Here is a 22841-nt window from a genome sequence, read left to right on the forward strand (position 1 = left end):
GGCTTAATAGAAAGGTTTGTTGACTAAAGCGCGGAACTGGGTGACCATAGGTCGTCGCCGCGCCCATGACGGTTGTCGGTCGATCACGTTGGGGGACGTGCTCGCTGAGCGCGTATTCGTCGTCACCGGAGGTACGCGGACACATGCCGAATCATGGCGATTTGCCAGATCTCGCCGCGACGGTGTTACAGCCCGGGTTCGAGGGCACCACCGTGCCCGACTGGGTCCGTCGCCGGCTTGCGGAAGGGCTGGGCGGCGTCGCGCTGTTCGCCCGCAACGTCGAGACACCCGCGCAGGTCGCGGCGCTGACCGCGCAGCTGCGCGCCGAGCGGCCCGACGTCATCGTGGCCATCGACGAGGAGGCCGGCGACGTCACCCGCTTCGAGTCCCGGCACGGCAGCTCCCGGCCCGGCAACCTGGGCCTGGGCGCGATCGACGACCCCGAGCTGACCCACGCCGTCGCCCGGGACCTGGGGCTCGAGCTGGCCCACGCGGGCATCACCCTGGACTACGCCCCGGACACCGACGTCAACAGCAACCCGGACAACCCGATCATCGGGGTACGGGCGTTCGGCGCCGAGCCCGGCCTGGTGGCCCGGCACGGCGCGGCCTGGATCGGTGGCCTGCAGGAGGCCGGCGTCGCCGCCTGTGCCAAGCATTTCCCGGGGCACGGCGACACCGCTGTCGACTCGCATCACGCCGTACCGGTGATCGACCGCAGCCGGGAGCGGCTCGCCGAGGTCGAGCTGGTGCCGTTCCGCGCGGCCATCGCCGCGGGCGTGCAGTCGATCATGACCGGGCACCTGCTGGTCCCCGCGTACGACCCGGAGCTGCCCGCCACGCTGAGCCGGCGGATCCTCACCGGGCTGCTCCGCGAGGAGCTCGGCTTCCAGGGCCTGATCGTCACCGACGGCATCGAGATGCAGGGCGTGCGCCGCACGTACGGGCTCGAAGGGGCGACCGTGCGGGCGCTGGCCGCCGGCGCCGACGCCATCTGCGTCGGCGGCGACCACGCCGACGAGCGCACCGCGCTGCGGCTGCGGGACGCCATCGTGGCCGCCGTGCGCAGCGGCGAGCTGAGCGAGGAACGGCTGCGCGACGCCGCCGCGCGGGTCCGCAAGCTCGCCGCCTGGACGGTGGAGCGGCAGACCGCGATCGGCGCGCGCGCCGTCGCTGACGCCGCCGGCGCCGTGGCGCACGAGGTCGCCGTCATCGGCGGCTCGGTGGTCGGCCAGGCCGCCGCCCGGCGCGCTGTCAAGATCACCACCACCGTGGCCGCCCCCGCGCTGCCGCTGACCGGCCCGGCGCACGTGGTCGAGTTCACCCCGCCGCGCAACATCGCCATCGGCGCCGAGACGCCGTGGGGTGTGGGCGCGCCGCTGGGGCTGCTGCTGCCCGGCACCACCGCGGTGCGGCTCGGTGCCGACGACCTGACCGGGCTGCCCGACCCGGCCGCCCCGATCCTGGCCGGCGCCGACGGCCGGCCGCTGGTGCTGGTGGTGCGGGACGTGCACCGGCACCCGTGGATCGCCGACGCGCTGCGGCGCACGCTGGCGGCCCGCCCGGACGCGATCGTGGTGGAGATGGGCGTGCCGGTCACGGTCAGCGGCGGGGTGCACCTGGCGACCTACGGGGCCACCCGGGCCTGCGGTCAGGCAGCCGCCGAGATCATCGCCGGCAGCTCGGTGCCGGCCGCGCAGGCGCTGGCGGCCTGAGCGTCATTTGACGACGATGTCGTCGTACTCGGGGTGGTCCGCGACGTACTGCGCGAAGAACGGGCAGGCGGGCACGACCTGCTCGGCGCGCTCGCGCAGGGTGTCCAGGGTCTGCTTCGCCAGCACGCCGCCCAGGCCCTTGCCACGGTGTGCGCGGTCCACCTCGCTGTGCACGATCACCACGGCGCCGTCGCGCATCCGGTAGTCGGCGAACCCGGCGACCTCGCCGTCCAGCCGGATCTCAAAACGCCGGCGCTCGGGGTTGTCCTGCACGGTGACGTCCATGGTGCCAGCCTAGGGTGGCTCGCAGCCCGTACTGTTGATCGGGTGATGAACACCGCAGCACCGCGTATCGCCGCCCTGTTCACCTCTGCCGTCCTCGGTCTGACCCTGCTGTCCGGGTGCAGCAGCGACAACGTCGACTGCGGCCTGGACCAGTGCACCGTGACCCTGGAACGCAGCACCAGCGCGAGCGCCAGCGTGCTCGGCGTGGAGGCCAAGTTCGTCAGCGCGGACGCCAACACGGTCACCCTCGAGGTGGCCGGCGAGGAGGTCCAGCTGACCAAGGGGCAGCAGGCCGTGAACGTCGGTGGCCTGCAGGTCTCGCTGGACAGCATCACCGCGGACAACGTGGGCTTCGTGGTCTCCCGCTAGCACCCCCGGGTGGCACGGGTGGCAGGTTTCAAAAATGTTGTCCCAGGTCAATCTGGACGACATGTCTGCCACCCAGCAAGCCCGGAGCACCGCATCGCGTGCTGCCGACAGCAAACCCCTCGAATACCTCGCCCGCGGCGGATTCATCGTCTACGGCGTCATCCACCTGCTCTTCGCCTGGCTCGCGCTGCAGGTGGCACTCGGCGACTCCAAGGGCGAGAGCGACCAGTCCGGCGCCCTGCAGAGCCTGGCCGGCAAGCCGTTCGGTAAGACCATGCTTGTCATCGCGGTCATCGGCATGATCGCCCTGGCGGTCTGGCAGGCCTTCGAGGCCGCGATCGGCGAGAGCGGCCCGCAGGACAAGGAGGCGATCGCCGAGCGGGTCGTCTCCGGCGCCCGGACCGTCATCTACCTGTCGTTCGCCTGGATCGCCGTCAAGGTGCTGCAGGGAGCGAACGCCTCGACCGGCGACAGCCAGGAGAAGGGCGCCTCCAGCCTGATGTCCAACACCGGCGGTCGCTGGCTCGTCGGGCTGATCGGCCTCGTGGTGGTCGGCGTCGGCATCGGCCTGGTCGTCTACGGCGTGACGAAGAAGTTCGAGAAGCACCTCAACACCCAGCAGATGAACCCGACCGTGCGCAAGACCACCCGCCGCCTCGGCGTCGCCGGCTACTCCGCCAAGGGTGTCGCCTATGCGATCGCCGGTGGCCTGATCGTGGCCGCGGCCGTGACCTACGATCCGGAGAAGGCCCGCGGGCTCGACGCCGCGCTGCGCCTGCTCGCCGAGCAGTCGTACGGTCCGTGGCTGCTGGGCCTGGTCGCCCTGGGCATCGCCGCCTTCGGGGTCTACTGCTTCTCGCAGGCGCGCTACCGCAAGGTGTGACGCACACCAAGCCGTGAACCGGGTGGTACGGCGTGGTTCGCACAGGCGGGCAGGGCATGCTGGAGCGCTGGCGACGAAACCCTGAGATCTGGAGAGGGAATCCGTGACCAGCCTGCTCGCAGCCCTGCTCGCCGTCGTGATCGCGGCGGGCTCCGCCGTTGTTCTCGTCGAGGCCGTGCACTGGGTCGTCAAACGACTCGGCCGGCGCTCGCCCCTGCTCACCGACCTGGCGGCCACGGCGCACAAGCCGTTCCTGGCCACCGTCACCGTCTTCGCCGTGCAGCAGGCCGTCCGCGGCTTCGCCGGTCCCTTCCCCGGCCGGGCCGGGGTGCTGCACGCGCTGGTGCTGCTGGTGATAGCGGCCATCGCCTGGCTGGTCGCCGCGCTGCTGCTGGTGCTGGAGGACGTCGCGCTGGCCCGCTGGCGGGTCGACGTGCCGGACAACATGAAGGCCCGCCGGGTCAAGACCCAGGTGGTGATGCTGCGCCGGGTCACGGTCGCCGGCATCGTGGTGCTGACCGCCGGGGTCATGCTGATGACCTTCCCGGACGTGCGCGCACTCGGCGCCAGCCTGCTCGCCTCGGCCGGCCTGATCAGCGTCATCGCCGCGCTGGCCGCGCAGAGCACGCTGGGCAACCTCATCGCCGGCCTGCAGCTCGCCTTCAGCGACGCGGTCCGCATCGACGACGTGGTGGTCGTCGAGGGGGAGTGGGGCCGGATCGAGGAGCTGACCCTGACATATGTCGCGGTGCAGATCTGGGACGACCGCCGGCTGATCCTGCCGACCTCGTACTTCACCACCAAGCCGTTCCAGAACTGGACCCGGACCGGCTCCGCGGTGCTGGGCACCGCGGAGATCGACGTGGACTGGTCGGCGCCGGTCGAGCCGATGCGCGCCGAGCTGCGCGCCGTCTGCGAGGGCACCGAGCTGTGGGACGGCCGGGTCTGCGTCCTGCAGGTGACCGAGGCGACCGGCGGCATGATCCGGCTCCGCGCCCTGGTCAGCGCGCACGACGCCGGTTCCCTGTGGGACCTGCGCTGCCTGGTGCGCGAGCGCCTGGTGGCCTGGGTCTTCGAGCACCGGCGGGACTCGCTGCCGCGGCTGCGCGCCGACGTGGCGCAGGGGGAGCACGCCCCCGCGCCGGCGGTCGCGCACCGGCCGGCCGGCGAGGCGGAGGCCGGCGAGGACGCCCGGGTCTTCAGCGGAGCGGGCGACGGCGACGAGCGCGCGGTGGCCTTCAGCGGCCCCGACGAGCAGATCACTCCCGCCGCGTCCGGTATGCGGCAGTAATTCCCGCCCGGAAAGGCGAGGATTGACGGGGCCCTGCGCAGGGCATAGTGGCTTCATTGGGAAAGGAGGACACCATGGCCGATGTCCTGAACGGTAGCCCGGTCCGTCCGGGGACCGACCAGTCCACCTCGGAATTGGTACAGAAGGCGAGCGAGCAGATCTCTCGCCTGGTCAAGGATGAGATCGCCCTCGCTAAGGCGGAGCTCGCCGAGAAAGGCAAGCACGCCGGCATCGGGGTGGGACTGTTCGGCGGCGGCGGGGTGCTGGCCCTGTACGGCGTCGGCGCGCTGTTCGCCACGCTGATCATCGTCCTCGACCTGTTCCTGGCGCTGTGGCTGGCCGCGCTGATCATCACCGTGGTGCTGTTCGCCGGGGCCGGTGTGCTGGCGCTGCTCGGCAAGAAGCAGGTCACCAAGGCTGTCCCTCCGGAGCCCAGCGACGCCATCGCCAGCGCGAAGGCGGACGTGGACGAGGTCAAGCACGCGATCAGGAGCAGGAGCCGGGCATGACAGACAAGAACGGGTCCACCGGGGGCAAGCCCGATGTGGCAGCCCTGCGCGAGGACATCAAACAGACCCGCGCCGAGCTCGGTGAGACGGTCCAGGCCCTCGCGGCCAAGGCGGACGTCAAGGCCCGGGCCAAGGAGCAGGTCGAGCTGACCAAGCAGAAGGCCCGGGCGCAGGTGCACGACGCCACCGGCAAGGTCCGCGAGGTCGCGGCCGCCGCGGTCGGTGCCGCCTCCGAGAAGGTCCGCACCGCCACCGCGCAGGCCGGTGACAAGGTCAAGGAGTCCGGCGCGCTGGAGAAGGTCAAGGAGTCGGGCGTGCTGGACAAGGCCCAGGAGGCGCGCACCCAGGTGCGGCGCAACCCGGTCCCGTTCGCCGCCGTGCTCGCGGCCGGTGTCGCGCTGGTGGGCATCATCCTGATCGTCCGCGGGAGGCGTAAGTGAGCAAGAAGCTGCAGAAGGTGGCGTACAAGCCGGTCGGCCTGCTGCTGGGCATCGGCGCGGGCGCCATCGCGGGCTTCGTCTTCAAGGAGCTCTGGAAGATCGCCTCCGGCGACGACGACGCCCCGAACGCCACCGACGAGGACCGCGGCTGGGGCGAGATCATCGCCGCGGCGGCATTGCAGGGTGCCATCTTCGCGACGGTGAAAGCGCTCGTCGATCGGGGCGGCGCCGCGGGCGTTCGCAAGATCACCGGCGAATGGCCGGACTGATCCGCCCGCGTACATAGACGTTGGTCTAGGCCTTCGGCGCCGCTCAAGCGGTGTCGAAGGCCTTTTGCGGTTCTGTCGGAGTCGACGGGATTCGCCTGAGGGGCAGCTTTCGGGCTGGTTCTTCGGGTACAGTGTGGCCAGTTTTTGTGTACGTGGTTCAGAGGCTCGTCCTTCTGAAACGTCGCCCCTCGCGGCGGCCGCTTACGCGGAGACGACCATCGGCCCCGCATCACCGGGCCGGCATTTTCAGAAGGAGAGTTCAGCATGGCGCAGGGAACCGTGAAGTGGTTCAACGCAGACAAGGGCTTCGGCTTTATCACCGTCGATGGCGGGGGTGCTGACGTGTTCGTCCACTTCTCGGCCATCCAGACGAGCGGCTACCGCAGTCTGGAAGAGAACCAGCGGGTCGAGTTCGAGATCGCCCAGGGCCAGAAGGGCCCGCAGGCGGAGCAGGTTCGCCCGCTCTGAGACCATCCAGCCGGCGGCGACGTCGGCCGCTGATCGCCTGGCGGAGATCAGCCTGAGTGACCCCGCATCCCAGCTTCGAGGGATGCGGGGTTTTTCTGTCCTCGGGTCGGGTCGGCATGGTTCGAGGTCGCAGCTGGGGGTCGCGCCGGAGGGTTGCCGGTCGGCGCCGGTTCAGCGCCCAGCGCCCGGCGTCTGCCGCCCGGCGTCTGCCGCCCGGCGTCTGCCGCCCGGCCCAGCGCCCAGCGCCCGGCGTCTGCCGCCCGGCCAGCGCCCGCCGCCCGGACCCCGCCCGGCGTCTGCGGCTCGCCGTCCGGAGCCCGGACCCCGCCCGGCGTCTGCGGCTCGCCGTCCGGAGCCCGGACCCCGCCCGGCGTCTGCGGCTCGGCGCCTGTAGCCCGCGGTATCCGTGGCGCATGCGGTTCGGTGCCTGCGGCCGGGCGCACTGGCGCCTGTGGCCCGGCGCTCATTGTCCGGCCTGCGTCCTGCTGGCTGCAGTGCGCCGCCGCCCATAGCGCTACTGGCCATCGGTAGGGCAATTGATCACGCCGGGGCGATGAGCCACTACTGATGTGCAAATCGCACATTCAACCCCTTTTTGCCCCCCGGGCGGGTCCGTTGCCCTCAACTACTGCAGATCTTGGAGCACACGGGTTAGGACCTGACCAGAAATCGACAACATCCACTCACGGCCTGGGTGAATCGCCCATATCGCCCTCTGGAGCGCGCACGGGGGGTCGCTCCTACGGCGGGCCGTGCTCGTTCGCTGCTCCCAGCTACCGCGGCGAGCGGCGGCAGTGCCGTGGGCTGCGGGTGGCGGTGCGGGGCGGGCTGCGGGCGAGCGGGCGACTGTGCGGAGATCCGCGGCGGTGCGAGATTGCACGGCTTATGGGCGGGCGGGGCGTGGTGGGTTGTGGGCGGCAGCGCGGGCCATGGCGATGCGCGCGGCCGGCTGTGCGGCGGCGGGCGGCGGGCGGGCGGCTGTGTGGCGGCGGGCGGCAGGTGGGCGGCTGTGTGGCGGCGGGCGGCAGGTGGGCGGCTGTGTGGCGGTGGGCGGCAGGTGGGCGGCTGTGTGGCGGTGGGCGGCAGGTGGGCGGCTGTGTGGCGGTAGGCGGCAGGTGGGCGGCTGTGTGGCGGTAGGCGGCTGCTTGGCGGTGGGCGGCAGGCGGCCGGTTGCGTGGCGGTGGGCCGTGCGCTGGCTCGTTGCGTGCTGCGCGGCGGCGGGCACTGCGGGGCTACGTGGGGTGCGGCTGCGTGTGGCGGTGGCTGCTGGGCCGTGGGCTGACGGGGTGGCGGCTGCGGGCTGTCCCGCGCCGGGTCGCGGGTCGGCACTCGGCTACGTGCTCCAAGAGGTAGCCGGGAGCAGCCACGCCGCGAGAAGCCCGGGCCGGCCCGATCGACGCGGTGGCGCCGATTCCGACGAGGCCAGCCCGGCGCGCGGGATGACCGAGCGCGGGAGTCACAGTGGAACCGTGCTCAGGAGCGCCCTCCATCAGCACGGACAGCGCGACGTCAGGCCGGCACCCTGGCGCGTCCGTCCCGAGGAGACAGAGCCAGGCAAGCCGCGCCGGCGACCCGAGAGCCGGACTTGTCACCCGGCGGAGCTGAGCCGAGCCCGGCCGAGCCGAGCCGAGCTGAGCCCGGTCGAGCTGAGCCCGGTCGAGCTGAGCCCGGTCGAGCTGAGCCCGGTCGAGCTGAGCCCGGTCGAGCTGAGCCCGGTCGAGCTGGGCCGAGTCTGGCCGAGGCCGCGACATAGTCGAACGCCCCGGAGCAGCCGCCCCGGCCCCCGCCGCCGACCTAGGGTTGCTGCTTGCTCCGGGCCCGGATCCGGACCCCCAGCACGATCAGCACCAGCCCGGCGACCGCCACGACCGGCCCGATGATCGCCCAGATCGTCACGCCGCTCATCACGCTGCCGCCCAGCAGGTCCAGCCCCTGGGCGGTCCACAGCACGCCCAGCACGACGCCCAGCAGGCCCAGGGTGAGCCACAGCCAGCCCTTCATCGGTGCGCCCTCACCAGCGGTCATGGACCTGCGGCCGGATCAGCTCGGCGTAGACGGACCGGACCGCCTCGTGGGCTTCGGCGCTCAGTGGCGCCAGGGCCGCGGCGGCCGCGTTGGCGCGGGCCTGGTCGGCGTTGCGGGCGCCCGGGATGACCACGGTGACCGCCGGTTGGTCGATGATCCAGCGGAGCGCGAACTGCGCCATGGTGGCCTCCGCCGGCACGTGCGGGAGCAGCCGCCGGACGGCCTCGAGCCCGGTGCCGAAGTCGACGCCGGAGAAGGTCTCGCCGATGTCGAAGGCCTCGCCGTGCCGGTTGTAGGTGCGGTGGTCGTCGGCGCTGAACGTGGTGTGCTCGTCGTAGCGGCCGGAGAGCAGGCCGCTGGCCAGCGGGACCCGGGCGATGATGCCGACGCCGGCCGCTGCGGCCGCGGGCAGCACCTGTTCCAGCGGCTTGAGCCGGAGCGCGTTCAGGATGATCTGGACGCTCGCGGTGCCCGGCCGGGCGATGGCCGCCAGGGCCTCGTCGACCTTCTCGACGCTGACGCCGTAGGCGGCGATGCGCTTCTCCTGGACCAGGGTGTCCAGGGCGTCGTAGACGGCCTCGGTGGAGAACACCGGGGTGGGCGGGCAGTGCAGCTGCACCAGGTCGAGGGTGTCGACGGCCAGGTTGGCCCGGGACCGGTCGGTCCAGGCCCGGAAGTTGTCGAGGGTGTAGTTGCCCGGCTCCTGCGGCAGCCGGCGGCCCATCTTGGTCGCGACGGTGAGCTGGGGCTTGTCCCTGATGAACGTGCCGATGACCTGCTCGCTGCGGCCGTCGCCGTAGACGTCGGCGGTGTCGATGAAGGTCACCCCGGCGTCCACCGCGGCGCCGAGGGTGGCCAGGGCGTCGTCCTCACTGACGCTGCCCCAGTCGGCGCCGAGCTGCCAGGCGCCGAGGCCGATCACGCCGACGGTGCGGCCCATGCGGGCAAAGCTGCGATTTTCCACGCCGCCGAGCCTAGTCCGCCGCTGGTACGCTGCAACAAGACGTACGTACGGTTTGGAGGACTGTGATGTGGGATCCCGCCGTGTACCACCGGTTCGGCAACGAACGCTCGCGCCCGTTCCACGACCTGGTCGCCCGGATCGGCGCGGAGAAGCCCCGGGCGGTCACCGACCTCGGCTGCGGCTCCGGGGAGCTCACCGCCGGCCTCGCCGAACGGTGGCCGGCGGCCCGGATCACCGGCCTCGACTCGTCCCCGGAGATGATCGCCAAGGCCCGCGCCCTGGCCACCCCGGTCGAGTACGCGGTGGCCGACGTCCGCGACTGGCAGCCGGCGCCGGACACCGACGTGGTCGTCACCAACGCGGTGCTGCAGTGGGTGCCCGAGCACCGCACGCTGCTGGACCGGTGGATCCGCGCGCTGCCCGCCGGCGCCTGGTTCGCCATGCAGGTCCCCGGCAACTTCGGCGCCCCCTCGCACCGCGCCCTGCGCGCCCTGGCCCGCAGCGACGGCTACGCCGACACCGTGGGCGAGATCGTGCGCGAGGCGCCCGTGGACGACGCCGCCGGCTATGCCGCGCTGCTGGTCGCCGCCGGCGCGGCGGTGGACGCCTGGGAGACCACGTACGTGCACCTGCTGCCCGACTCCGGCCCCGAGCACCCGGTGCTGCGCTGGCTGGAGGGCACCGCGCTGCGGCCGGTGAAAGCCGCGCTGGCGGAACCGGCGTGGCGCGGCTTCCGGGCCGCGCTCGGTGCCACGCTGGCGGCGGAATACCCTGCCCGCAACGGGTACGTGGCGTTCCCGTTCCGCCGGATCTTCGCGGTGGCGACCATCGCCTAGGGGGAGAAAGTTGACCGACCTGACCTCGTTCATCGCCCGGTTGCCGAAGGCCGAGCTGCACGTGCACCACGTCGGCTCGGCGTCGCCGCGGATCGTCGCCGAGCTGGCGGCCCGGCACGAGGGTGACACTCCGGTGCCGGCCGACCCGGCGGCGCTGGCCGACTACTTCGCGTTCCGCGACTTCGGCCACTTCATCGAGGTGTACCTGAGCGTGGTGGACCTGATCCGCGACGACGAGGACGTCCGGACGCTGACCTACGAGGTGGCCCGCGAACTGGCCCGCCAGCAGGTGCGATACGCCGAGCTGACCGTGACGCCGTACTCGCACGTGCGGCGGGGGATCGCGGCGCCGGCGTTCTGCGCGGCCATCGAGGACGCCCGGGCCCGCGCGGCCGCCGACTTCGGCGTCGAGCTGCGCTGGTGCTTCGACATCCCGGGCGAGGCCGGCCTGGGCGCCGCCGAGGAGACGCTGCGGATCGCGCTCGACGAGCAGCCCGCCGGGCTGGTCAGCTTCGGCCTGGGCGGGCCCGAGGTCGGGGTGCCGCGGCCGCAGTTCAAGCCGTACTTCGACAAGGCCCGCGCGGCCGGGCTGCACAGCGTCCCGCACGCGGGCGAGACCACCGGGCCGCAGACCATCTGGGACGCGCTGCGCGACCTGGGCGCCGAGCGCATCGGGCACGGCATCGCCGCCGCCCGGGACCCGCAGCTCATGGCCTACCTGGCCGAGCACGAGGTGCCGCTGGAGGTCTGCCCGACCTCCAACGTGCGGACCCGGGCCGTGCCGGGCATCAACGAGCACCCGCTGGCGACGCTGGTCGCCGCGGGCGTGCCGGTCACCATCAACTCCGACGACCCGCCGATGTTCGGCACCACGCTGGAGGAGGAGTACGCGGTGGCCGCCCGCCTGCTCGGCCTGGACGCCACCGGGGTGGCCGGGCTGGCCCGCGCCGCCGTGCAGGCGTCGTTCCTGCCGGCGGCCGGCAAGTCACGGCTGCTGACCGAGATCGACGACTACGCCGCCACGGCTCAGTAGCCGGGGCCCCGGAAGCCCGCGTAGAGCGGCTCCTGCCAGAGCGCGAGCACGGCCAGGATGCCGAGCACCACGATCGTCACCACCCGGATGGCCCGGCGCCGGTTGAACCGGCCCGGGTCCTCGTCCGGTTCCAGTTCCGGATCGACGCGTACGTCCGTGTCCAGCATCGTCACTCCCCTCGCCCGGATCTCAGCCGGGAACCGCTGTCCAACTCTGGTGCCGGGCCTGTTCCGGCTGCTGCAGGACGAGCAGCCGGGACGCGCCGAAGCGCTGGCTGCCCACGCCGGCGACCAGGCCGCCGGCGGTGGTGCGGAGGCTGAAGCCGTGGTCGGTGGCGAACAGTGACCACCGGCCGCTGTCGGCCGACGTGCAGTCGCCCTGCACGAGCGGCGCGCCCGCCACCGGGTTGCCGTCCAGCGGCACCACGCACTTGCCGGTGGCCCGCGACTGCAGCGAGAACGAGCCACCCGAGGCGGGCACCAGCTTCCACTGCTGCTGCGAGTCGCCGTCCGGGCCGCCCAGGGTCACCGGCGTGCCGTTCGCCGTCCGGGCCGCGTACAGGTCGGCCGCGCCGCCGGTCAGCGAGTTGGTCAGCACGAACCAGGCGTTCGCCGCGGGCCGGGCCGCCGGCGCCGACTGGGCCGCCGCCTTGGCCAGGTAGCCGTTCACGCTGCGGATCGTCACCTGGTACTTGGCGTCCGGGCGCAACCCGATCAGCTTGGCTCGGGTGGCCACGGTGGTCGCGATCTTCACCCCGTCCACCTCCACGTCGTAGCGGGCCTTGGGCGCCGCGGCGCTCCAGGTGAGCCGTACGGACGTGCTGTTGGGCTCGCGGACCTCGAGCACCGCCTGGACGGCCGGGGCCGCTGCCGGGGCGGTGGGCACGGCGGCCGGGGCCGCGCCGTTCGGGTCGGGAGCGCCGGTCGTCGGGGCCGGGACGCCGGGCGCGACGGCGCCGGGGGCCGAACCGGGCGGGACACCGTCGCCGCCGCCGTCGGAGGCGTCACCGCCGCTGGCGCCCGGAACCGGCACGCCGGGGGCGGGCGCCTTGGTCGCCTCGGTGGCGGGGGTGGCCCGCGGGGTCGCGTCGGGCTCCACCGCGGCCGGGCCCGGGGCGTCGGGGATGTCGTCGCCGCCGTCGCTGCGCAGCAGGAACTCGCTCTGCGCCACGTTCCAGTTCTCCGCCAGGTAGCTCCTGGCCTGCGGGTCGGTGTGGAAGTAGTCGTCGTGCCCGCAGTCGAGGCGGTTCTCGTGCTTCTTCGGGCAGACCGTGCGCAGGGCCGTGCCGGACCGGTCCTCGGTGCACATCAGGTCGAAGTCGTCGGTGCAGCTGCCGGCGCCGGTGGAGTTCGGCGAGTCCTGCAGCCGGGCGCCCAGCATCTGGGTGACCTCGCGGGCCGCGGCCACCGAGCTCCAGCAGCCCGCGTCGACCCGGCCGTACGAGGGCCCGCCGTTGTTGCGGTTGCCCAGCCCGGGCCGCTTGTCCGCGACGAAGGTGCCGATGCCGCAGTACACGTTGGTGTCCGCGAAGATCAGGTATTTCCGGTCCGTACGGTTGTAGCCCAGCGTCTGCAGCGCGTCGATGTTGCCGGTGAACGACTCCAGCGCCGCCTCCGGCACCTGCACCTCGGCGATGTCGACCCGGCACTGCGGCGTGGTCACGAAGCGCACGTGCCGCGAGCCGCCGGTCTCGGCCGCGCTGGCGTCGAAGATCTGGTCGACGCCGGCCGACCAGGTGCGCATCGAGCCGAGGAAGTCGGTGTAGCGGCTCGGGGTGCCGAACTCGTGCAGGTAGAGCACCTGGACACGCTTGCCGGTGCGCCCGTCGCCCTCGCAGGCCACGTCGTGGGCGCCCATGATGAAGTCGGCCTGGCCGGGCGCCGCGTCCGGGATCAGCGCGGGGGCGCCGGGCGACAGCGAACTGCCGCCCTGGTCGCGGACGATCTCGGCATCCGGCGGCACGGCCGCGGTCTCGCGCTTGGGCTCCGCCGGCTCGGGCACCTTGGCGGTGATCGGGGCGACGTCGCGGGTCACCTTGAGCCCGGCCGGCGCCGGGTCGGGACCGTGGGTGCAGGTCTCCTCGTCCAGCTCGTAGACGCCCACGCAGAGCGAGTCCCGGCCGCCCGGCTTCAGCCCGAAGTAGACCAGGCCCAGCCCCGGGTTGTCGGCCGGCTTGGCGGCGTAGGTGATCCGCTCGCCGTCCTGGCCGCCGTCGTCACCGGTCCAGCCGCCGTTGATCACGCTGGGCCCGACCACGCCGCCGATGCCCAGCATCCCGATGCCCAGCAGGAACGGCAGCAGCCGGTGGGTGCGCGGGCCGGCCCGTCGTCGTCCGCGGTCGGGGGTGGACCGCCGCCGGCTGGACGGCGCTTCCCCCCGTGGCGCGGGACGTCGGTGGGTGGACAAACCAGCTCCTCGGACTGCGGGGGCGCGGTGGGAGGGGGTTATGGGGTGACCACCTCCCACCGCGGGGTGGCCTGCCGGGGCCGTGGTGTGGGGTCGTGCCTCTGGCTGCGGCCCGGCAGGCCGGATGGGATCGGGGTAGAGCGTGCCAGGCCGCGAGCGCCAGGGGAACGCCTTTAATGCAGATCTAAGCAATCGTTGTACCGTCCGGGTTGTTTCGCGAGGGGCGGTGCGGTCAGGCCGTTTTCTAGCCGTCCTCCGTGCGTTGATGGGGCCATTTGCGCTTGACCGGATCGCGTTCCCGGGCCAGCCGGCCGACCAGGCCGAAGCGGTTCACCTGTTTCGGCGCCGCCTCGGCGTCCGCCAGCAGCATGACCACGCTGGCCCCGCCCATCGCGGCCCGGTCCAGGCTCACCGAGCCGCCGGTGGCCTGCGCCGCCCGCCGCGCGATGTCCAGGCCCAGACCGGTCGAGCCCTGGTCGCTCTCGCCGCGGCGCAGCGCCTTCTCCGGGTCGTCGATGCCCGGGCCGGCGTCGTCGACGCGCACCGCGACCCAGCCGTCCCGGCGGCTGATGCCCACCTCGAAGGCGGTGCCCTGCGGGGTGTACCGGAACACGTTGCCGAGCACGGCGTCCAGCGCCGCGGCCAGCTCCGCCCGGGCCACCGGCACCGGGATGCGCAGGTGCGCGCCGACCACCCGGTACTGGCGGTCCTGGTCGCCGGCGAGCGCGGACCAGAAGACCATCCGGTCGCGGACCACCTCGCTGGCGTCGCACAGCCCCTCCTCGGGCGCCGCGACCTGTGCCGCGACGGCCTGCCGGGTGGTGTTGATGAGCTGGTCGACCTCGCCTTCCAGGGTGACGATGGCCTGCCGGATGCGCCGGATGCCGCGCCGCCGGTCCAGCTCGGCGGCGGAGAACTCACCGATGTGGGTGTCGTCGGGGTCGAGCGCCTCGGCGTCCAGGCGCAGCACGGTCAGCGGGGTGCGCAGCCGGTGCGACAGGTCGGCGACCAGCTCCCGCTCGCTGGTGCGCGAGGTGACCAGCCGGTCGGCCATCCGGTTGAACGCGTACCCGGCCTCGGCCAGCTCGCGCGGGCCGGAGGGCTGGATGCGCACGCCCAGGTCGCCGCCGCCGACGGCCATCGCCGCGTGCACCAGGTTGCGCACCGAGGCCACCGCGCCGCGGGCCAGCCGGTCCACCACGATCACCGAGCCCAGCACCAGGCCCAGCATGATGCCGAGCAGGATCCACCAGTCGCGGGCGGTGCCCGCGCCGAGCTCCTCGTCGGTGACGAACGCCTCGACCACCGAGGTCTTCTCGCCGACCCGCACCGGCTCCAGCCGGACCAGGCCGTCGTCCGCCTCGATGATCAGCGCCTCGGTGCCCTTGGCGGCGTCGAGGATGTCGTCCGCGCCGACCCGGGTGTTGCTGACCGTCTCCGGTGGGTGCACGACCAGCGCGCCGCCGGCGCCGGCCACGGCCGCGTCGACGGTTTTTTTGTTCGCCCCGGCCGCGATGGCTCCGGCGACCAGCGCGCTGCGCTGCTCGGCGGCGGACATGGCGTGATCCCGGTGGTCCTCGCGCAGCTCCCAGCCCAGCGGGACGAGGAACGCGAGAGCGGCGATGGTGGTGGTGGCGGCGCTGACGTAGGCCAGCCGCGCCCTCAGTCCGGCGCCACCAACCGGAATCCGACCCCCCGCACGGTGCGCAGGTAACGAGGCTTCGCCGCGGATTCGCCCAGTTTCCGACGTAGCCAGTACAGATGCACGTCGATCGTCTGGTCCTCGCCGACTGACGGCTGTCGCCATACCTCCTCCAACAGCTCACGGCGCGACACGACCCGGCCCGGGCGGGCGGCCAGGTACGCCAGCAGGTCGAATTCCTTGCGGGTCAGCGCCAGCGGCTGCTCGGCCAGGCTGGCGCTGCGTTCGCCGATGTCCACCCGCAGCTCGCCGACCTCGTGCACGGCGGGCTGGGCGGTCCGGCTGGCCCGGCCGACGCGGCGCAGCACCGTGGTGATGCGGGCGTCGAGGTGGGCGCCGGTGAACGGCTTGACCATGTAGTCGTCGGCGCCGGCGCGCAGCAGCCGCACCACGGTCTGCTCGTCGTCGCGCGCGGTCGCGATGATGATCGGGACGTCGGTGATGCCGCGCAGCATGCGCAGCGCGTCCGAGCCGTCCAGGTCGGGCAGGCCGAGGTCGAGCACCACCAGATCGGGGGTCTCGGCCGCGACGCGGCGCAGGGCGTCCAGGGCGGTGCCGACCGCGTGCACGGCGTGTCCCCGGTCGGCCAGCGAGCGGAGCATGGCGCCACGCACGACGTGATCGTCCTCGACGAGCAACACCGTGGCCATGTGGAGAAGGTACTGCCCTTGGCAAGCCATACCGAATCCGTCATCCACAGGCATCCGTCAATCACTCAGAGTGACGGTTTTATCGAGGCGGTAGCATGTCCGCACCGATGACTTTCACACTCTTTCCCGCCACCCGTCTCGCTCTCGCCGCCGACAGCCTGGCCGGCCTCTCGGTCGGCGACGCGCTCGGCGCACAGTATTTTGTCCCCGGCCACTCCGCCGCCGACCTCGTCCGCGGTGACCTGCCCACGCCGCCCTGGCCGTGGACCGACGACACCGAGGAAGCCTGCTGCCTGGTCGAGGCGCTGACCGGCAGTGACGAGCTCACCCTCGACCGTGACCTGCTCGCCGACCTGCTCGGCCGGCACTTCGACGCCTACCGCGGCTACGGCCCGGGCGCCGTGGTGATGCTCCGGCTGATCCGCGAGGGCACCCCGTGGCCGATCGCGTCCGCCGCGGCGTTCGACGGGCAGGGTTCGGCCGGCAACGGCGCCGCGATGCGCGCGGCCCCGCTCGGCGCCTGGCACGCCGACTCGCTGGCGCACGCCGCCGCCCAGGGGGCCCGGGCGGCCGAGGTCACCCACGCCCATCCCGAGGGCATCGCCGGGGGAGTGGCGGTGACCGTGGCCGCCGCCGTGGCGGCCGCCTCCCGGCTCGGCAGCGACGTGCCCGACCTGCTCGGCGCGGTCGCCGCGCACACCCCGGACGGCCGGGTACGGGACGGCCTGCTCGCCGCCCGGCGGCTCACCCACCCCGCCGAGGCCGCGTACGAGCTGGGCACCGGCAGCCGCGCGATGGCCCAGGACTCGGTGCCCTTCGCGATCTGGGTCGCCGCGCGGCACCTGGACGACTATCCGGGGGCGATCACCGCGTGCGTGACCGCGGGCGGCGACGTGGACACCACCGCGGCGATGGCCGGCGGGATCGTCGCGGCGCGCACCGGCGTGGCGGGAATCCCTCCGGCGTGGCTGGCCGCGCGGGAGCCGCTGCCCGAGTGGGTGGCCGCGTCGCGCGAAATATGAGTCGGCGCACCTACTAGCATCGACGTTGAATTCCCCGTACATGACGTGAAGGAGAACCACCGTGTCTGCACCATCTTCCGCCGAGGCCCTGGTCGTCCCGGCCGGGACGACGGCGGCCGACGCGGTGGCCGCCGCCGGCCTGCCCGCCAACGGTCCCAAGGCGATCGTGGTGGTGCGTGACCCGGGCGGCCGGCTGCGGGACCTCGACTGGGCGCCCGAGCTGGACACCGAGGTGACCCCGGTGCGGCTGGACTCGCCGGACGGGCTCAACGTGCTGCGCCACTCCACCGCGCACGTGCTGGCCCAGGCCGTGCAGGACATCTTCCCGGAGGCCAAGCTCGGCATCGGCCCGCCGATCGAGAACGGCTTCTACTACGACTTCGACGTGGCCAAGCCGTTCGTGCCGGAAGACCTGGCCAAGGTCGAGAAGCGGATGCAGGAGATCGTCAAGTCCGGCCAGACCTTCCGCCGCCGCGAGTACGGCTCCCTCGACGAGGCCAAGGTGGAGCTGGCGGCCGAGCCGTACAAGCTGGAGCTCGTCGACATCAAGGGCGAGGTCGACGACGCCGAGGTCATGGAGGTCGGCGCCGGCGGGCTGACCCACTACGACAACATCGACAAGGACGGCAAGCGGGTCTGGGGCGACCTGTGCCGCGGCCCGCACCTGCCGACCACCCGCATGATCGGCGCGTTCAAGCTGATGCGCAGCGCCGCGGCGTACTGGCGTGGCAGTGAGAAGAACCCGCAGCTGCAGCGGGTCTACGGCACCGCGTGGCCGACCCGCGACGAGCTCAAGGCGTACCTGAAGCTGCTCGAGGAGGCCGCCCGCCGCGACCACCGCAAGCTCGGCGCCGACCTTGATCTGTTCTCCTTCCCCGAGGAGCTCGGCTCGGGCCTGCCGGTCTTCCACCCCAAGGGCGGCATCATCCGCCGGGAGATGGAGAACTACTCGCGGGCCAAGCACGAGGAGGCCGGCTACGCCTTCGTCAACACCCCGCACATCACCAAGGCCAACCTGTTCGAGACCTCCGGCCACCTCGACTGGTACGCCGACGGCATGTTCCCGCCCATGGAGATGGAGGGCGCGAACTACTACCTCAAGCCGATGAACTGCCCGTTCCACAACCTGATCTTCCGGTCCCGCGGCCGGTCCTACCGCGAGCTGCCGCTGCGGATGTTCGAGTTCGGCACGGTCTACCGGTACGAGAAGTCCGGCGTGATCCACGGCCTGACCCGGGTCCGCGGCATGACCCAGGACGACGCGCACATCTTCTGCGCCGAGGAGCAGATGGAGGCCGAGCTGACCTCGCTGCTCACCTTCGTGCTGCAGCTGCTCAAGGACTACGGCCTGGACGACTTCTACCTGGAGCTGTCCACCCGCAACCCGGAGAAGTCGGTCGGCACCGAGGAGAACTGGGAGAAGGCCACCGACACCCTGCGCCGGGTCGCCGAGGAGTCCGGCCTGGAGCTGGTGCCGGACCCGGGCGGCGCGGCGTTCTACGGCCCGAAGATCAGCGTGCAGGCCAAGGACGCGATCGGCCGCACCTGGCAGATGTCGACCATCCAGCTGGACTTCAACCTGCCGGAGCGCTTCGAGCTGGAGTATTCGGCCGCAGACGGCACCCGCAAGCGCCCGATCATGATCCACCGGGCGCTGTTCGGCTCGATCGAGCGCTTCTTCGGCGTGCTGACCGAGCACTACGCAGGCGCGTTCCCGGCCTGGCTGGCCCCGGTGCAGGTGGTCGGCATCCCGATCCGCGACGACCACGCCGACTACCTGGGCGAGTTCGTGGCCAAGCTCAAGGCGCAGGGCATCCGGGCCGAGGTCGACGCCTCCGACGACCGGATGCAGAAGAAGATCCGCACCGCCCAGCAGCAGAAGATCCCGTTCATGGCGATCGCCGGCGACGAGGACGTCAACGGCGGCACGGTCTCCTTCCGCTACCGCGACGGCTCGCAGCGCAACGGCGTACCGGTCGACGAGGCGGTCGCGCACGTGGTGCAGGTCGTGCGCGACCGCGTCAACACCGGGCCGTCCGCGGCCTGAGGCCCGTTGCCGGTCCTGGATCCCGCCCTACTTCAGCGGCGGGGTCCAGGTCGCGGAGTCGGTGCAGTCGGCGACCGTCATCTGGGTCACCGTGCGGATCAGGTCGGCGTAACTGATCTTCACGGGCTCGCCGAGGGTGATCAGCACCCCGCACTTCTCGGTCTCGACCAGCATGTGCGCGCCCGAATCGACCGCGAAGTCCGGGTTGCCCTCCGGCAGGTACCAGGTGCGGTGGCCGCCGATGGTCTGCCACCTCGGCACGCTGCTCAGCACGCTGGGCCCGCCCGGCCCGCCCACCATCTCGCCCCAGCCACGGCTGTTCTTCGGCTGGACCACCGCCGCCAGCGCCGTGTCCCGGTCCCGGTATTCCGCCCAGGAGCCGGGTTGCAGCGGCGTGGGCGAGGCCTCCGCGGTGAAGCCCACCCGCGCGGAGGAAGCGACGGAGCGCGGGCCTGCCGGCTCGTCGTCCGCGGTGACGTAGTCGAGCCGCAGCCCGTCCGGCAGCCAGCCGAACTGCACCGGGCTGGTGACCTTCCGGGGTGGCCCCATCCGCACGGACTCGGCCAGCTGCCGCAGGTCCTCCCGGCTCCGCGCCCCGCTCACGACGACCCACGCGCCGGACGGGTCCGGCCAGCCGATCACGGCCACCCCCTCGGACTCCAGCAGCCGGCTGCGCTCGATCGCCTCCCGCCCGGCCGGGTCGGTGGCCGGGCCGGAGGGACGGCTGGTGACCGTCAGCGTGTAGTACGCCGGGTGCCCGCCGACGGTGATCCGCTCGCCGGTCTTCAGCCAGGCCGGGTCGTACGTGCCCGGGTCGAAGGCGGTGACCGAGCCGCCGTCCCTGCGGTCCGACGAGTCGAGGTTCCGCACGACGACGTCCTGCCCGGTGGCGTGGATCTGGCGCCGGAGCACGAAGAAGCCCGGCGCCGGCCGCACGGTCAGCGTGGCCTCGCCCGGCTCCCGGTACGGCGGTGGCGCCGCGGGCAGCGGATCGGGGGTCCGCAGCTGCGCCACCGTGACCGGAATGGCCCCGGCCACGACGGCGGCCAGCGCCACGGCGGTCAGCCGCCGGCGCCGCCGCACGTGCGTCGCGCGGGCTCGCGCTGCCTCGATGATCCCGGTCGGATCCGGTACCCCGGCCCGGTGTTCCAGCACCTCGCGGAGCTCGTCGATGGTGTTCATGGCATTGCCCCCTCACGTTTGGTGGAGTCGGTGCGCAGTTCGACGCGCAGCGTGGCCAGCGCCCGGCTGGCGTAGCCCCGGACGGTGCTCGACCCGCAGCCCAGGACGTCCCCGATCTCCGGATCGGTGAGCCCCTCGTAGTAGCGCAGCACCAGCACCGCGCGCTGCTGCCGCGGCAGGGCGGTGAGCAGGGCCCACAGCTCCTCGCCGTGCTCGGCGAGCGGGGCCGCGACCGGCTCGGGTGAGTGCTCCAGGGGCACGGTGAGCAGGCGTCGGCGGCGGCGCCACGACAGGTACTCGTTGGTCACCATCCGGCGCACGTACGCGTACGGCTCGTCGGCGCGCTCGATCCGCGCCCACTTGAGCAGGGCGCGGGCCAGCACCTCCTGCACGATGTCGCGGGCTTGCTCGTGCTCGCCGCTGAGCAGCGTCGCGTACCGCAGCAGGGCCGGTAGCCGTGCCGCCGCGAATTCCTCGAACCGCATCCGGTCCTCCCCGTCGAATGGTCCCGTAAGACAGACGCGGGGGTGCCCGGATGTGCTGTGTCAGCTCAGCGGCGGGATCCAGGAGTCCGGGTCGGCGCAGTCGCCGATGGTCAGGTTCTCCACCAGGCCGGTCAGGTCGGCGCGGGGCAGGGCGGACCGGACCGTGACGACGCAGCGTTCCGCCTCGACGATCAGCCGGGTGCCGGGCTCGTACCAGGCCGGCAGGCCGGCGATCCGGGTCTGGCCGGTCAGCGTCCCGCGGGTGCGCGTCCACGCCGCGTCCCGGGCGCCGGTCAGCACGGCGACGTCGAGCTCCGGCGGCAGTCCGGTGTAGACGGCCGCGGCCGAGGGTCTGCGGGCCGGCGCGCTGAAGCCCACTGCCGCCTGCCGCCGGTCGATGCGCTGGTCGGGCGACCGCACGTAGGTGAGTTCGAGGCCCTTGGGCAGGGTGCGGCCCAGTCGCAGCGGCAGCCGCAGGTCGCGGGGCGGGCCCAGCCGGGCAGCCGCGGCCAGCCGGAACAGGTCCGGCCGGCCGATCTTGCCGTCGGCGCGGTCGGTGTCGGCGTAGACCACGATCCAGATGCCGGAGGGGTCCCGCCGGCCGACCGCGGGGCCCTGCCATGGTTCGGCGTCGCCGGTGGCGTGCCCGGCGAAGGTGAAGCCGGCCAGGTACCAGGAGTCGTTGACCTGCTCGGCGGTGCTGAACTGGCGTTCGTCCAGCGTGCCCGGCGGGAACGCGGTCACCTCGCCGCCGTACGTGCCGTCGGGGTCGTCGCCGAGTCCCAGGCTCTGCACCGTCAGGGTCTGCCGGGCGCCGTCCGTGACGCCGGCGGTGACCACGTAGCCGGCCGTCTGGTCCACGTCCAGGGTCACCTGCCAGGGTCGGCGGCCGGGGTCGGCCGCCGCCGGGGCGGCAGTGGCCTCGCCGGGGCCGCGCATCCGGAGCACGCCCACGCTCACCACCAGCACGCCGGCGACCAGCAGCGCGACGATCACCGTTGTCGCGACACCTCGGCGGCGCCGGGTATGCGTCCCACGCATTGTCGTCCACCTCACATCAATCACCGCCACTCTATGACGGCCGTCGATGTCTCCGGTGCACCGGGCGGCGACCGGTGTGGCTGGATAGGGTGACACCGTGAGTGACGCAGGGGAACCGGACGGGCTCGACCGGCTCTGGACGCCGCACCGGATGGCCTACATCTCCGGGGCGGACCGGCCCGAGGGCTACGAGCAGCCCGCCGGGTGCCCGTTCTGCGCCGCGCCCGGGCTCGACGACGGCGACAGCTTGGTGGTGGCGCGCGGCGAGCAGGTGTTCGCGGTGCTCAATCTGTATCCGTACAACCCGGGGCATCTGCTGGTCTGCCCGTACCGGCACGTCGCCGACTACACCGAGCTGACCGTCGCGGAGACCGCCGAGCTGGCCGCCTTCACCCAGCACGCGATGCGGGCGGTGCGGCACGTCAGCAGCCCGCACGGCTTCAACCTGGGGATGAACCAGGGCGCGGTGGCCGGTGCCGGGATCGCGGCGCACCTGCACCAGCACGTGGTGCCGCGCTGGGGCGGCGACGGCAACTTCATGCCGGTGATCGGCCGCACCAAGGTGCTGCCGCAGCTGCTCGGCGACACCCGGGCGCTACTGCGGAAGGCCTGGGGCGAGGCTTAGCGCCCGCACGCCGGCGGCCAGCTGCTCCGCGGAGGGCGCCCGCGCCGGGTCGGTCAGCCACTGGGTCAGCACGCCGGACATCAGCGCCATCGCGGCCGAGCCGATCGTGCGTACCGTCTGCTCGTCGATCGTGTCCTCCGCCCGGCCGGTCAGCATCGCGGCGAGGCCGCGCCGGCCCTGCTCCATGCCCTCGGCGAGCTGCGCCTTGAGCGCGGGGGAGTGCTCGCTCTGCAGCATCGCCTCGACGCTGGCCAGCCAGAGCTCGCGGTGGCTGCGGATGCTGCCGATCACCCGCTGCCAGTAGCGCACCAGCGGGTCCGCCGCCTCGTCGGCGGCGTCCGTGGCCAGGGCCACGCCCACCGCCTCACCCCAGTCCTCGATCGCGCTGAGCATCGCGGCCTGCATCAACGCGGGGGTGGAGCCGTAGTGGTAGCCGATCGACCCGAGGTTGGTGCCCGAGGCGGCCACGATGTCGCGGGCCGTGGTGCGTGCGAAGCCCTTGGAGAACAGGCACTGCTTCGCCCCGGCCAGCAGATCCTCGCGGTGTCCCATGGCCGCCATCCTAGGTACTATACAAACGTATAAGACGTTTGT

General features: G+C 72.8%; 25 protein-coding genes. 13 read left to right on the plus strand and 12 right to left on the minus strand.

Annotated features, from left to right (window positions below):
* Positions 1-143 precede the first annotated feature (143 nt).
* Positions 144-1715 carry a glycoside hydrolase family 3 protein gene (locus ACIBQZ_RS23455; protein ID WP_396090891.1) on the plus strand — a complete coding sequence of 524 codons (1572 nt, stop codon included), beginning with the start codon at positions 144-146 and terminating at the stop codon, positions 1713-1715.
* Between the two features lie 3 nt (positions 1716-1718).
* On the opposite strand, the gene ACIBQZ_RS23460 is transcribed toward ACIBQZ_RS23455, so the two are convergent.
* Positions 1719-2000 (minus strand): GNAT family N-acetyltransferase, encoded by a 282-nt coding sequence (locus ACIBQZ_RS23460; RefSeq protein WP_396090892.1) that lies wholly within the window; start codon positions 1998-2000, stop codon positions 1719-1721.
* A gap of 45 nt (positions 2001-2045) precedes the next feature.
* Between ACIBQZ_RS23460 and ACIBQZ_RS23465 the strand changes: the two genes are divergently transcribed.
* The 7 genes from ACIBQZ_RS23465 to ACIBQZ_RS23495 all read left to right on the plus strand — a co-directional run bounded on the left by ACIBQZ_RS23465 (position 2046) and on the right by ACIBQZ_RS23495 (position 6229).
* On the plus strand, positions 2046-2369 hold the full coding sequence (locus ACIBQZ_RS23465) for a hypothetical protein (RefSeq protein ID WP_396090893.1): 324 nt from the start codon (positions 2046-2048) through the stop codon (positions 2367-2369).
* A 61-nt stretch (positions 2370-2430) separates the two neighbouring features.
* The gene (locus ACIBQZ_RS23470; protein ID WP_396090894.1) at positions 2431-3252 is read left to right on the plus strand and encodes a DUF1206 domain-containing protein; all 822 of its coding nucleotides are present in this window, start codon (positions 2431-2433) and stop codon (positions 3250-3252) included.
* A gap of 103 nt (positions 3253-3355) precedes the next feature.
* Complete coding sequence (locus tag ACIBQZ_RS23475; RefSeq protein WP_396090895.1) at positions 3356-4543, plus strand: mechanosensitive ion channel family protein; 1188 nt, start codon at positions 3356-3358, stop codon at positions 4541-4543.
* A 74-nt stretch (positions 4544-4617) separates the two neighbouring features.
* Positions 4618-5052, plus strand: a complete 435-nt coding sequence (locus tag ACIBQZ_RS23480; RefSeq protein ID WP_396090896.1) for a phage holin family protein — start codon at positions 4618-4620, stop codon at positions 5050-5052.
* Positions 5049-5492: a DUF3618 domain-containing protein gene (locus tag ACIBQZ_RS23485; protein WP_396090897.1), complete on the plus strand. Its 444-nt coding sequence runs from the start codon at positions 5049-5051 to the stop codon at positions 5490-5492. The genes ACIBQZ_RS23480 and ACIBQZ_RS23485 overlap by 4 nt, the downstream gene beginning before the upstream one ends.
* Positions 5489-5761: a DUF4235 domain-containing protein gene (locus ACIBQZ_RS23490; RefSeq protein WP_396090898.1), complete on the plus strand. Its 273-nt coding sequence runs from the start codon at positions 5489-5491 to the stop codon at positions 5759-5761. The genes ACIBQZ_RS23485 and ACIBQZ_RS23490 overlap by 4 nt, the downstream gene beginning before the upstream one ends.
* A gap of 264 nt (positions 5762-6025) precedes the next feature.
* Positions 6026-6229 (plus strand): cold-shock protein, encoded by a 204-nt coding sequence (locus tag ACIBQZ_RS23495; RefSeq protein ID WP_007458127.1) that lies wholly within the window; start codon positions 6026-6028, stop codon positions 6227-6229.
* Between the two features lie 1232 nt (positions 6230-7461).
* Here the strand turns inward: ACIBQZ_RS23495 and ACIBQZ_RS23500 are convergent.
* The 3 genes from ACIBQZ_RS23500 to ACIBQZ_RS23510 are packed head-to-tail and all read right to left on the minus strand — an operon-like array spanning position 7462 to position 9218.
* The gene (locus ACIBQZ_RS23500) at positions 7462-7980 is read right to left on the minus strand and encodes a pentapeptide repeat-containing protein (RefSeq protein WP_396090899.1); all 519 of its coding nucleotides are present in this window, start codon (positions 7978-7980) and stop codon (positions 7462-7464) included.
* Between the two features lie 43 nt (positions 7981-8023).
* Positions 8024-8230: a hypothetical protein gene (locus ACIBQZ_RS23505; protein WP_396090900.1), complete on the minus strand. Its 207-nt coding sequence runs from the start codon at positions 8228-8230 to the stop codon at positions 8024-8026.
* A gap of 10 nt (positions 8231-8240) precedes the next feature.
* Positions 8241-9218: an aldo/keto reductase gene (locus ACIBQZ_RS23510; RefSeq protein ID WP_396090901.1), complete on the minus strand. Its 978-nt coding sequence runs from the start codon at positions 9216-9218 to the stop codon at positions 8241-8243.
* 65 nt (positions 9219-9283) lie between these two features.
* On the opposite strand from ACIBQZ_RS23510, the gene ACIBQZ_RS23515 reads away from it, so the two are divergent.
* Together ACIBQZ_RS23515 and ACIBQZ_RS23520 are read left to right on the plus strand one after the other, a co-directional pair.
* Complete coding sequence (locus ACIBQZ_RS23515; RefSeq protein WP_396090902.1) at positions 9284-10054, plus strand: trans-aconitate 2-methyltransferase; 771 nt, start codon at positions 9284-9286, stop codon at positions 10052-10054.
* 10 nt (positions 10055-10064) lie between these two features.
* Positions 10065-11087, plus strand: a complete 1023-nt coding sequence (locus ACIBQZ_RS23520; RefSeq protein WP_396090904.1) for an adenosine deaminase — start codon at positions 10065-10067, stop codon at positions 11085-11087.
* Here ACIBQZ_RS23520 and ACIBQZ_RS23525 read toward each other — a convergent pair.
* The 4 genes from ACIBQZ_RS23525 to ACIBQZ_RS23540 form a co-directional block, all read right to left on the minus strand.
* A complete protein-coding gene (locus tag ACIBQZ_RS23525; RefSeq protein WP_396090905.1) occupies positions 11081-11254 on the minus strand; it encodes a hypothetical protein in 174 nt (57 codons plus the stop codon). The genes ACIBQZ_RS23520 and ACIBQZ_RS23525 overlap by 7 nt on opposite strands.
* 22 nt (positions 11255-11276) lie before the next feature.
* Positions 11277-13493, minus strand: coding sequence for an RICIN domain-containing protein (locus ACIBQZ_RS23530; protein WP_396090906.1), 2217 nt, complete (start codon positions 13491-13493; stop codon positions 11277-11279).
* Positions 13494-13737: 244 nt separating this feature from the next.
* Positions 13738-15051: an ATP-binding protein gene (locus ACIBQZ_RS23535; RefSeq protein ID WP_396090908.1), complete on the minus strand. Its 1314-nt coding sequence runs from the start codon at positions 15049-15051 to the stop codon at positions 13738-13740.
* 104 nt (positions 15052-15155) lie between these two features.
* The gene (locus tag ACIBQZ_RS23540) at positions 15156-15845 is read right to left on the minus strand and encodes a response regulator transcription factor (RefSeq protein ID WP_396090910.1); all 690 of its coding nucleotides are present in this window, start codon (positions 15843-15845) and stop codon (positions 15156-15158) included.
* Positions 15846-15952: 107 nt separating this feature from the next.
* On the opposite strand from ACIBQZ_RS23540, the gene ACIBQZ_RS23545 reads away from it, so the two are divergent.
* Positions 15953-16867: an ADP-ribosylglycohydrolase family protein gene (locus tag ACIBQZ_RS23545; RefSeq protein WP_396090911.1), complete on the plus strand. Its 915-nt coding sequence runs from the start codon at positions 15953-15955 to the stop codon at positions 16865-16867.
* A gap of 61 nt (positions 16868-16928) precedes the next feature.
* The gene (thrS, locus tag ACIBQZ_RS23550; RefSeq protein ID WP_396090912.1) at positions 16929-18914 is read left to right on the plus strand and encodes a threonine--tRNA ligase; all 1986 of its coding nucleotides are present in this window, start codon (positions 16929-16931) and stop codon (positions 18912-18914) included.
* Between the two features lie 27 nt (positions 18915-18941).
* Here thrS and ACIBQZ_RS23555 read toward each other — a convergent pair whose 3' ends face one another.
* From ACIBQZ_RS23555 to ACIBQZ_RS23565, 3 genes are read right to left on the minus strand one after another with little or no spacing between them, the layout of a single operon-like run.
* On the minus strand, positions 18942-20096 hold the full coding sequence (locus ACIBQZ_RS23555; protein ID WP_396090913.1) for a hypothetical protein: 1155 nt from the start codon (positions 20094-20096) through the stop codon (positions 18942-18944).
* Positions 20093-20581 (minus strand): SigE family RNA polymerase sigma factor, encoded by a 489-nt coding sequence (locus ACIBQZ_RS23560; protein WP_396090914.1) that lies wholly within the window; start codon positions 20579-20581, stop codon positions 20093-20095. The genes ACIBQZ_RS23555 and ACIBQZ_RS23560 overlap by 4 nt, the downstream gene beginning before the upstream one ends.
* Before the next feature lie 60 nt (positions 20582-20641).
* Positions 20642-21622 (minus strand): hypothetical protein, encoded by a 981-nt coding sequence (locus tag ACIBQZ_RS23565; protein ID WP_396090915.1) that lies wholly within the window; start codon positions 21620-21622, stop codon positions 20642-20644.
* Positions 21623-21773: 151 nt separating this feature from the next.
* On the opposite strand from ACIBQZ_RS23565, the gene ACIBQZ_RS23570 reads away from it, so the two are divergent.
* On the plus strand, positions 21774-22247 hold the full coding sequence (locus tag ACIBQZ_RS23570; protein ID WP_396090938.1) for an HIT family protein: 474 nt from the start codon (positions 21774-21776) through the stop codon (positions 22245-22247).
* Here ACIBQZ_RS23570 and ACIBQZ_RS23575 read toward each other — a convergent pair.
* Entirely contained in the window at positions 22218-22808 is a 591-nt protein-coding gene (locus ACIBQZ_RS23575) for a TetR/AcrR family transcriptional regulator (RefSeq protein WP_396090916.1), read from the minus strand. The two genes, ACIBQZ_RS23570 and ACIBQZ_RS23575, sit on opposite strands and share 30 nt — an antisense overlap.
* Positions 22809-22841 lie beyond the last annotated feature (33 nt).

It is taken from the genome of Actinoplanes sp. NPDC049599 (genome assembly GCF_044465625.1).
Taxonomy (GTDB): domain Bacteria; phylum Actinomycetota; class Actinomycetes; order Mycobacteriales; family Micromonosporaceae; genus Actinoplanes.

Bases quoted from the DNA above. Each gene is read 5' to 3' on its own strand.
- ACIBQZ_RS23565 (WP_396090915.1), bottom strand. From the start codon at position 21,622: ATGCGTGGGACGCATACCCGGCGCCGCCGAGGTGTCGCGACAACGGTG.
- ACIBQZ_RS23560 (WP_396090914.1), bottom strand. From the start codon at position 20,581: ATGCGGTTCGAGGAATTCGCGGCGGCACGGCTACCGGCCCTGCTGCGG.
- ACIBQZ_RS23485 (WP_396090897.1), top strand. From the start codon at position 5,049: ATGACAGACAAGAACGGGTCCACCGGGGGCAAGCCCGATGTGGCAGCC.
- ACIBQZ_RS23500 (WP_396090899.1), bottom strand. From the start codon at position 7,980: ATGTCGCGGCCTCGGCCAGACTCGGCCCAGCTCGACCGGGCTCAGCTC.
- ACIBQZ_RS23575 (WP_396090916.1), bottom strand. From the start codon at position 22,808: ATGGCGGCCATGGGACACCGCGAGGATCTGCTGGCCGGGGCGAAGCAG.
- ACIBQZ_RS23515 (WP_396090902.1), top strand. From the start codon at position 9,284: ATGTGGGATCCCGCCGTGTACCACCGGTTCGGCAACGAACGCTCGCGC.
- ACIBQZ_RS23540 (WP_396090910.1), bottom strand. From the start codon at position 15,845: ATGGCCACGGTGTTGCTCGTCGAGGACGATCACGTCGTGCGTGGCGCC.
- ACIBQZ_RS23465 (WP_396090893.1), top strand. From the start codon at position 2,046: ATGAACACCGCAGCACCGCGTATCGCCGCCCTGTTCACCTCTGCCGTC.
- ACIBQZ_RS23460 (WP_396090892.1), bottom strand. From the start codon at position 2,000: ATGGACGTCACCGTGCAGGACAACCCCGAGCGCCGGCGTTTTGAGATC.
- ACIBQZ_RS23555 (WP_396090913.1), bottom strand. From the start codon at position 20,096: ATGAACACCATCGACGAGCTCCGCGAGGTGCTGGAACACCGGGCCGGG.
- ACIBQZ_RS23545 (WP_396090911.1), top strand. From the start codon at position 15,953: ATGACTTTCACACTCTTTCCCGCCACCCGTCTCGCTCTCGCCGCCGAC.
- ACIBQZ_RS23470 (WP_396090894.1), top strand. From the start codon at position 2,431: ATGTCTGCCACCCAGCAAGCCCGGAGCACCGCATCGCGTGCTGCCGAC.
- ACIBQZ_RS23495 (WP_007458127.1), top strand. From the start codon at position 6,026: ATGGCGCAGGGAACCGTGAAGTGGTTCAACGCAGACAAGGGCTTCGGC.
- ACIBQZ_RS23570 (WP_396090938.1), top strand. From the start codon at position 21,774: ATGGCCTACATCTCCGGGGCGGACCGGCCCGAGGGCTACGAGCAGCCC.
- ACIBQZ_RS23535 (WP_396090908.1), bottom strand. From the start codon at position 15,051: ATGTCCGCCGCCGAGCAGCGCAGCGCGCTGGTCGCCGGAGCCATCGCG.
- ACIBQZ_RS23505 (WP_396090900.1), bottom strand. From the start codon at position 8,230: ATGAAGGGCTGGCTGTGGCTCACCCTGGGCCTGCTGGGCGTCGTGCTG.
- ACIBQZ_RS23480 (WP_396090896.1), top strand. From the start codon at position 4,618: ATGGCCGATGTCCTGAACGGTAGCCCGGTCCGTCCGGGGACCGACCAG.
- ACIBQZ_RS23455 (WP_396090891.1), top strand. From the start codon at position 144: ATGCCGAATCATGGCGATTTGCCAGATCTCGCCGCGACGGTGTTACAG.
- ACIBQZ_RS23525 (WP_396090905.1), bottom strand. From the start codon at position 11,254: ATGCTGGACACGGACGTACGCGTCGATCCGGAACTGGAACCGGACGAG.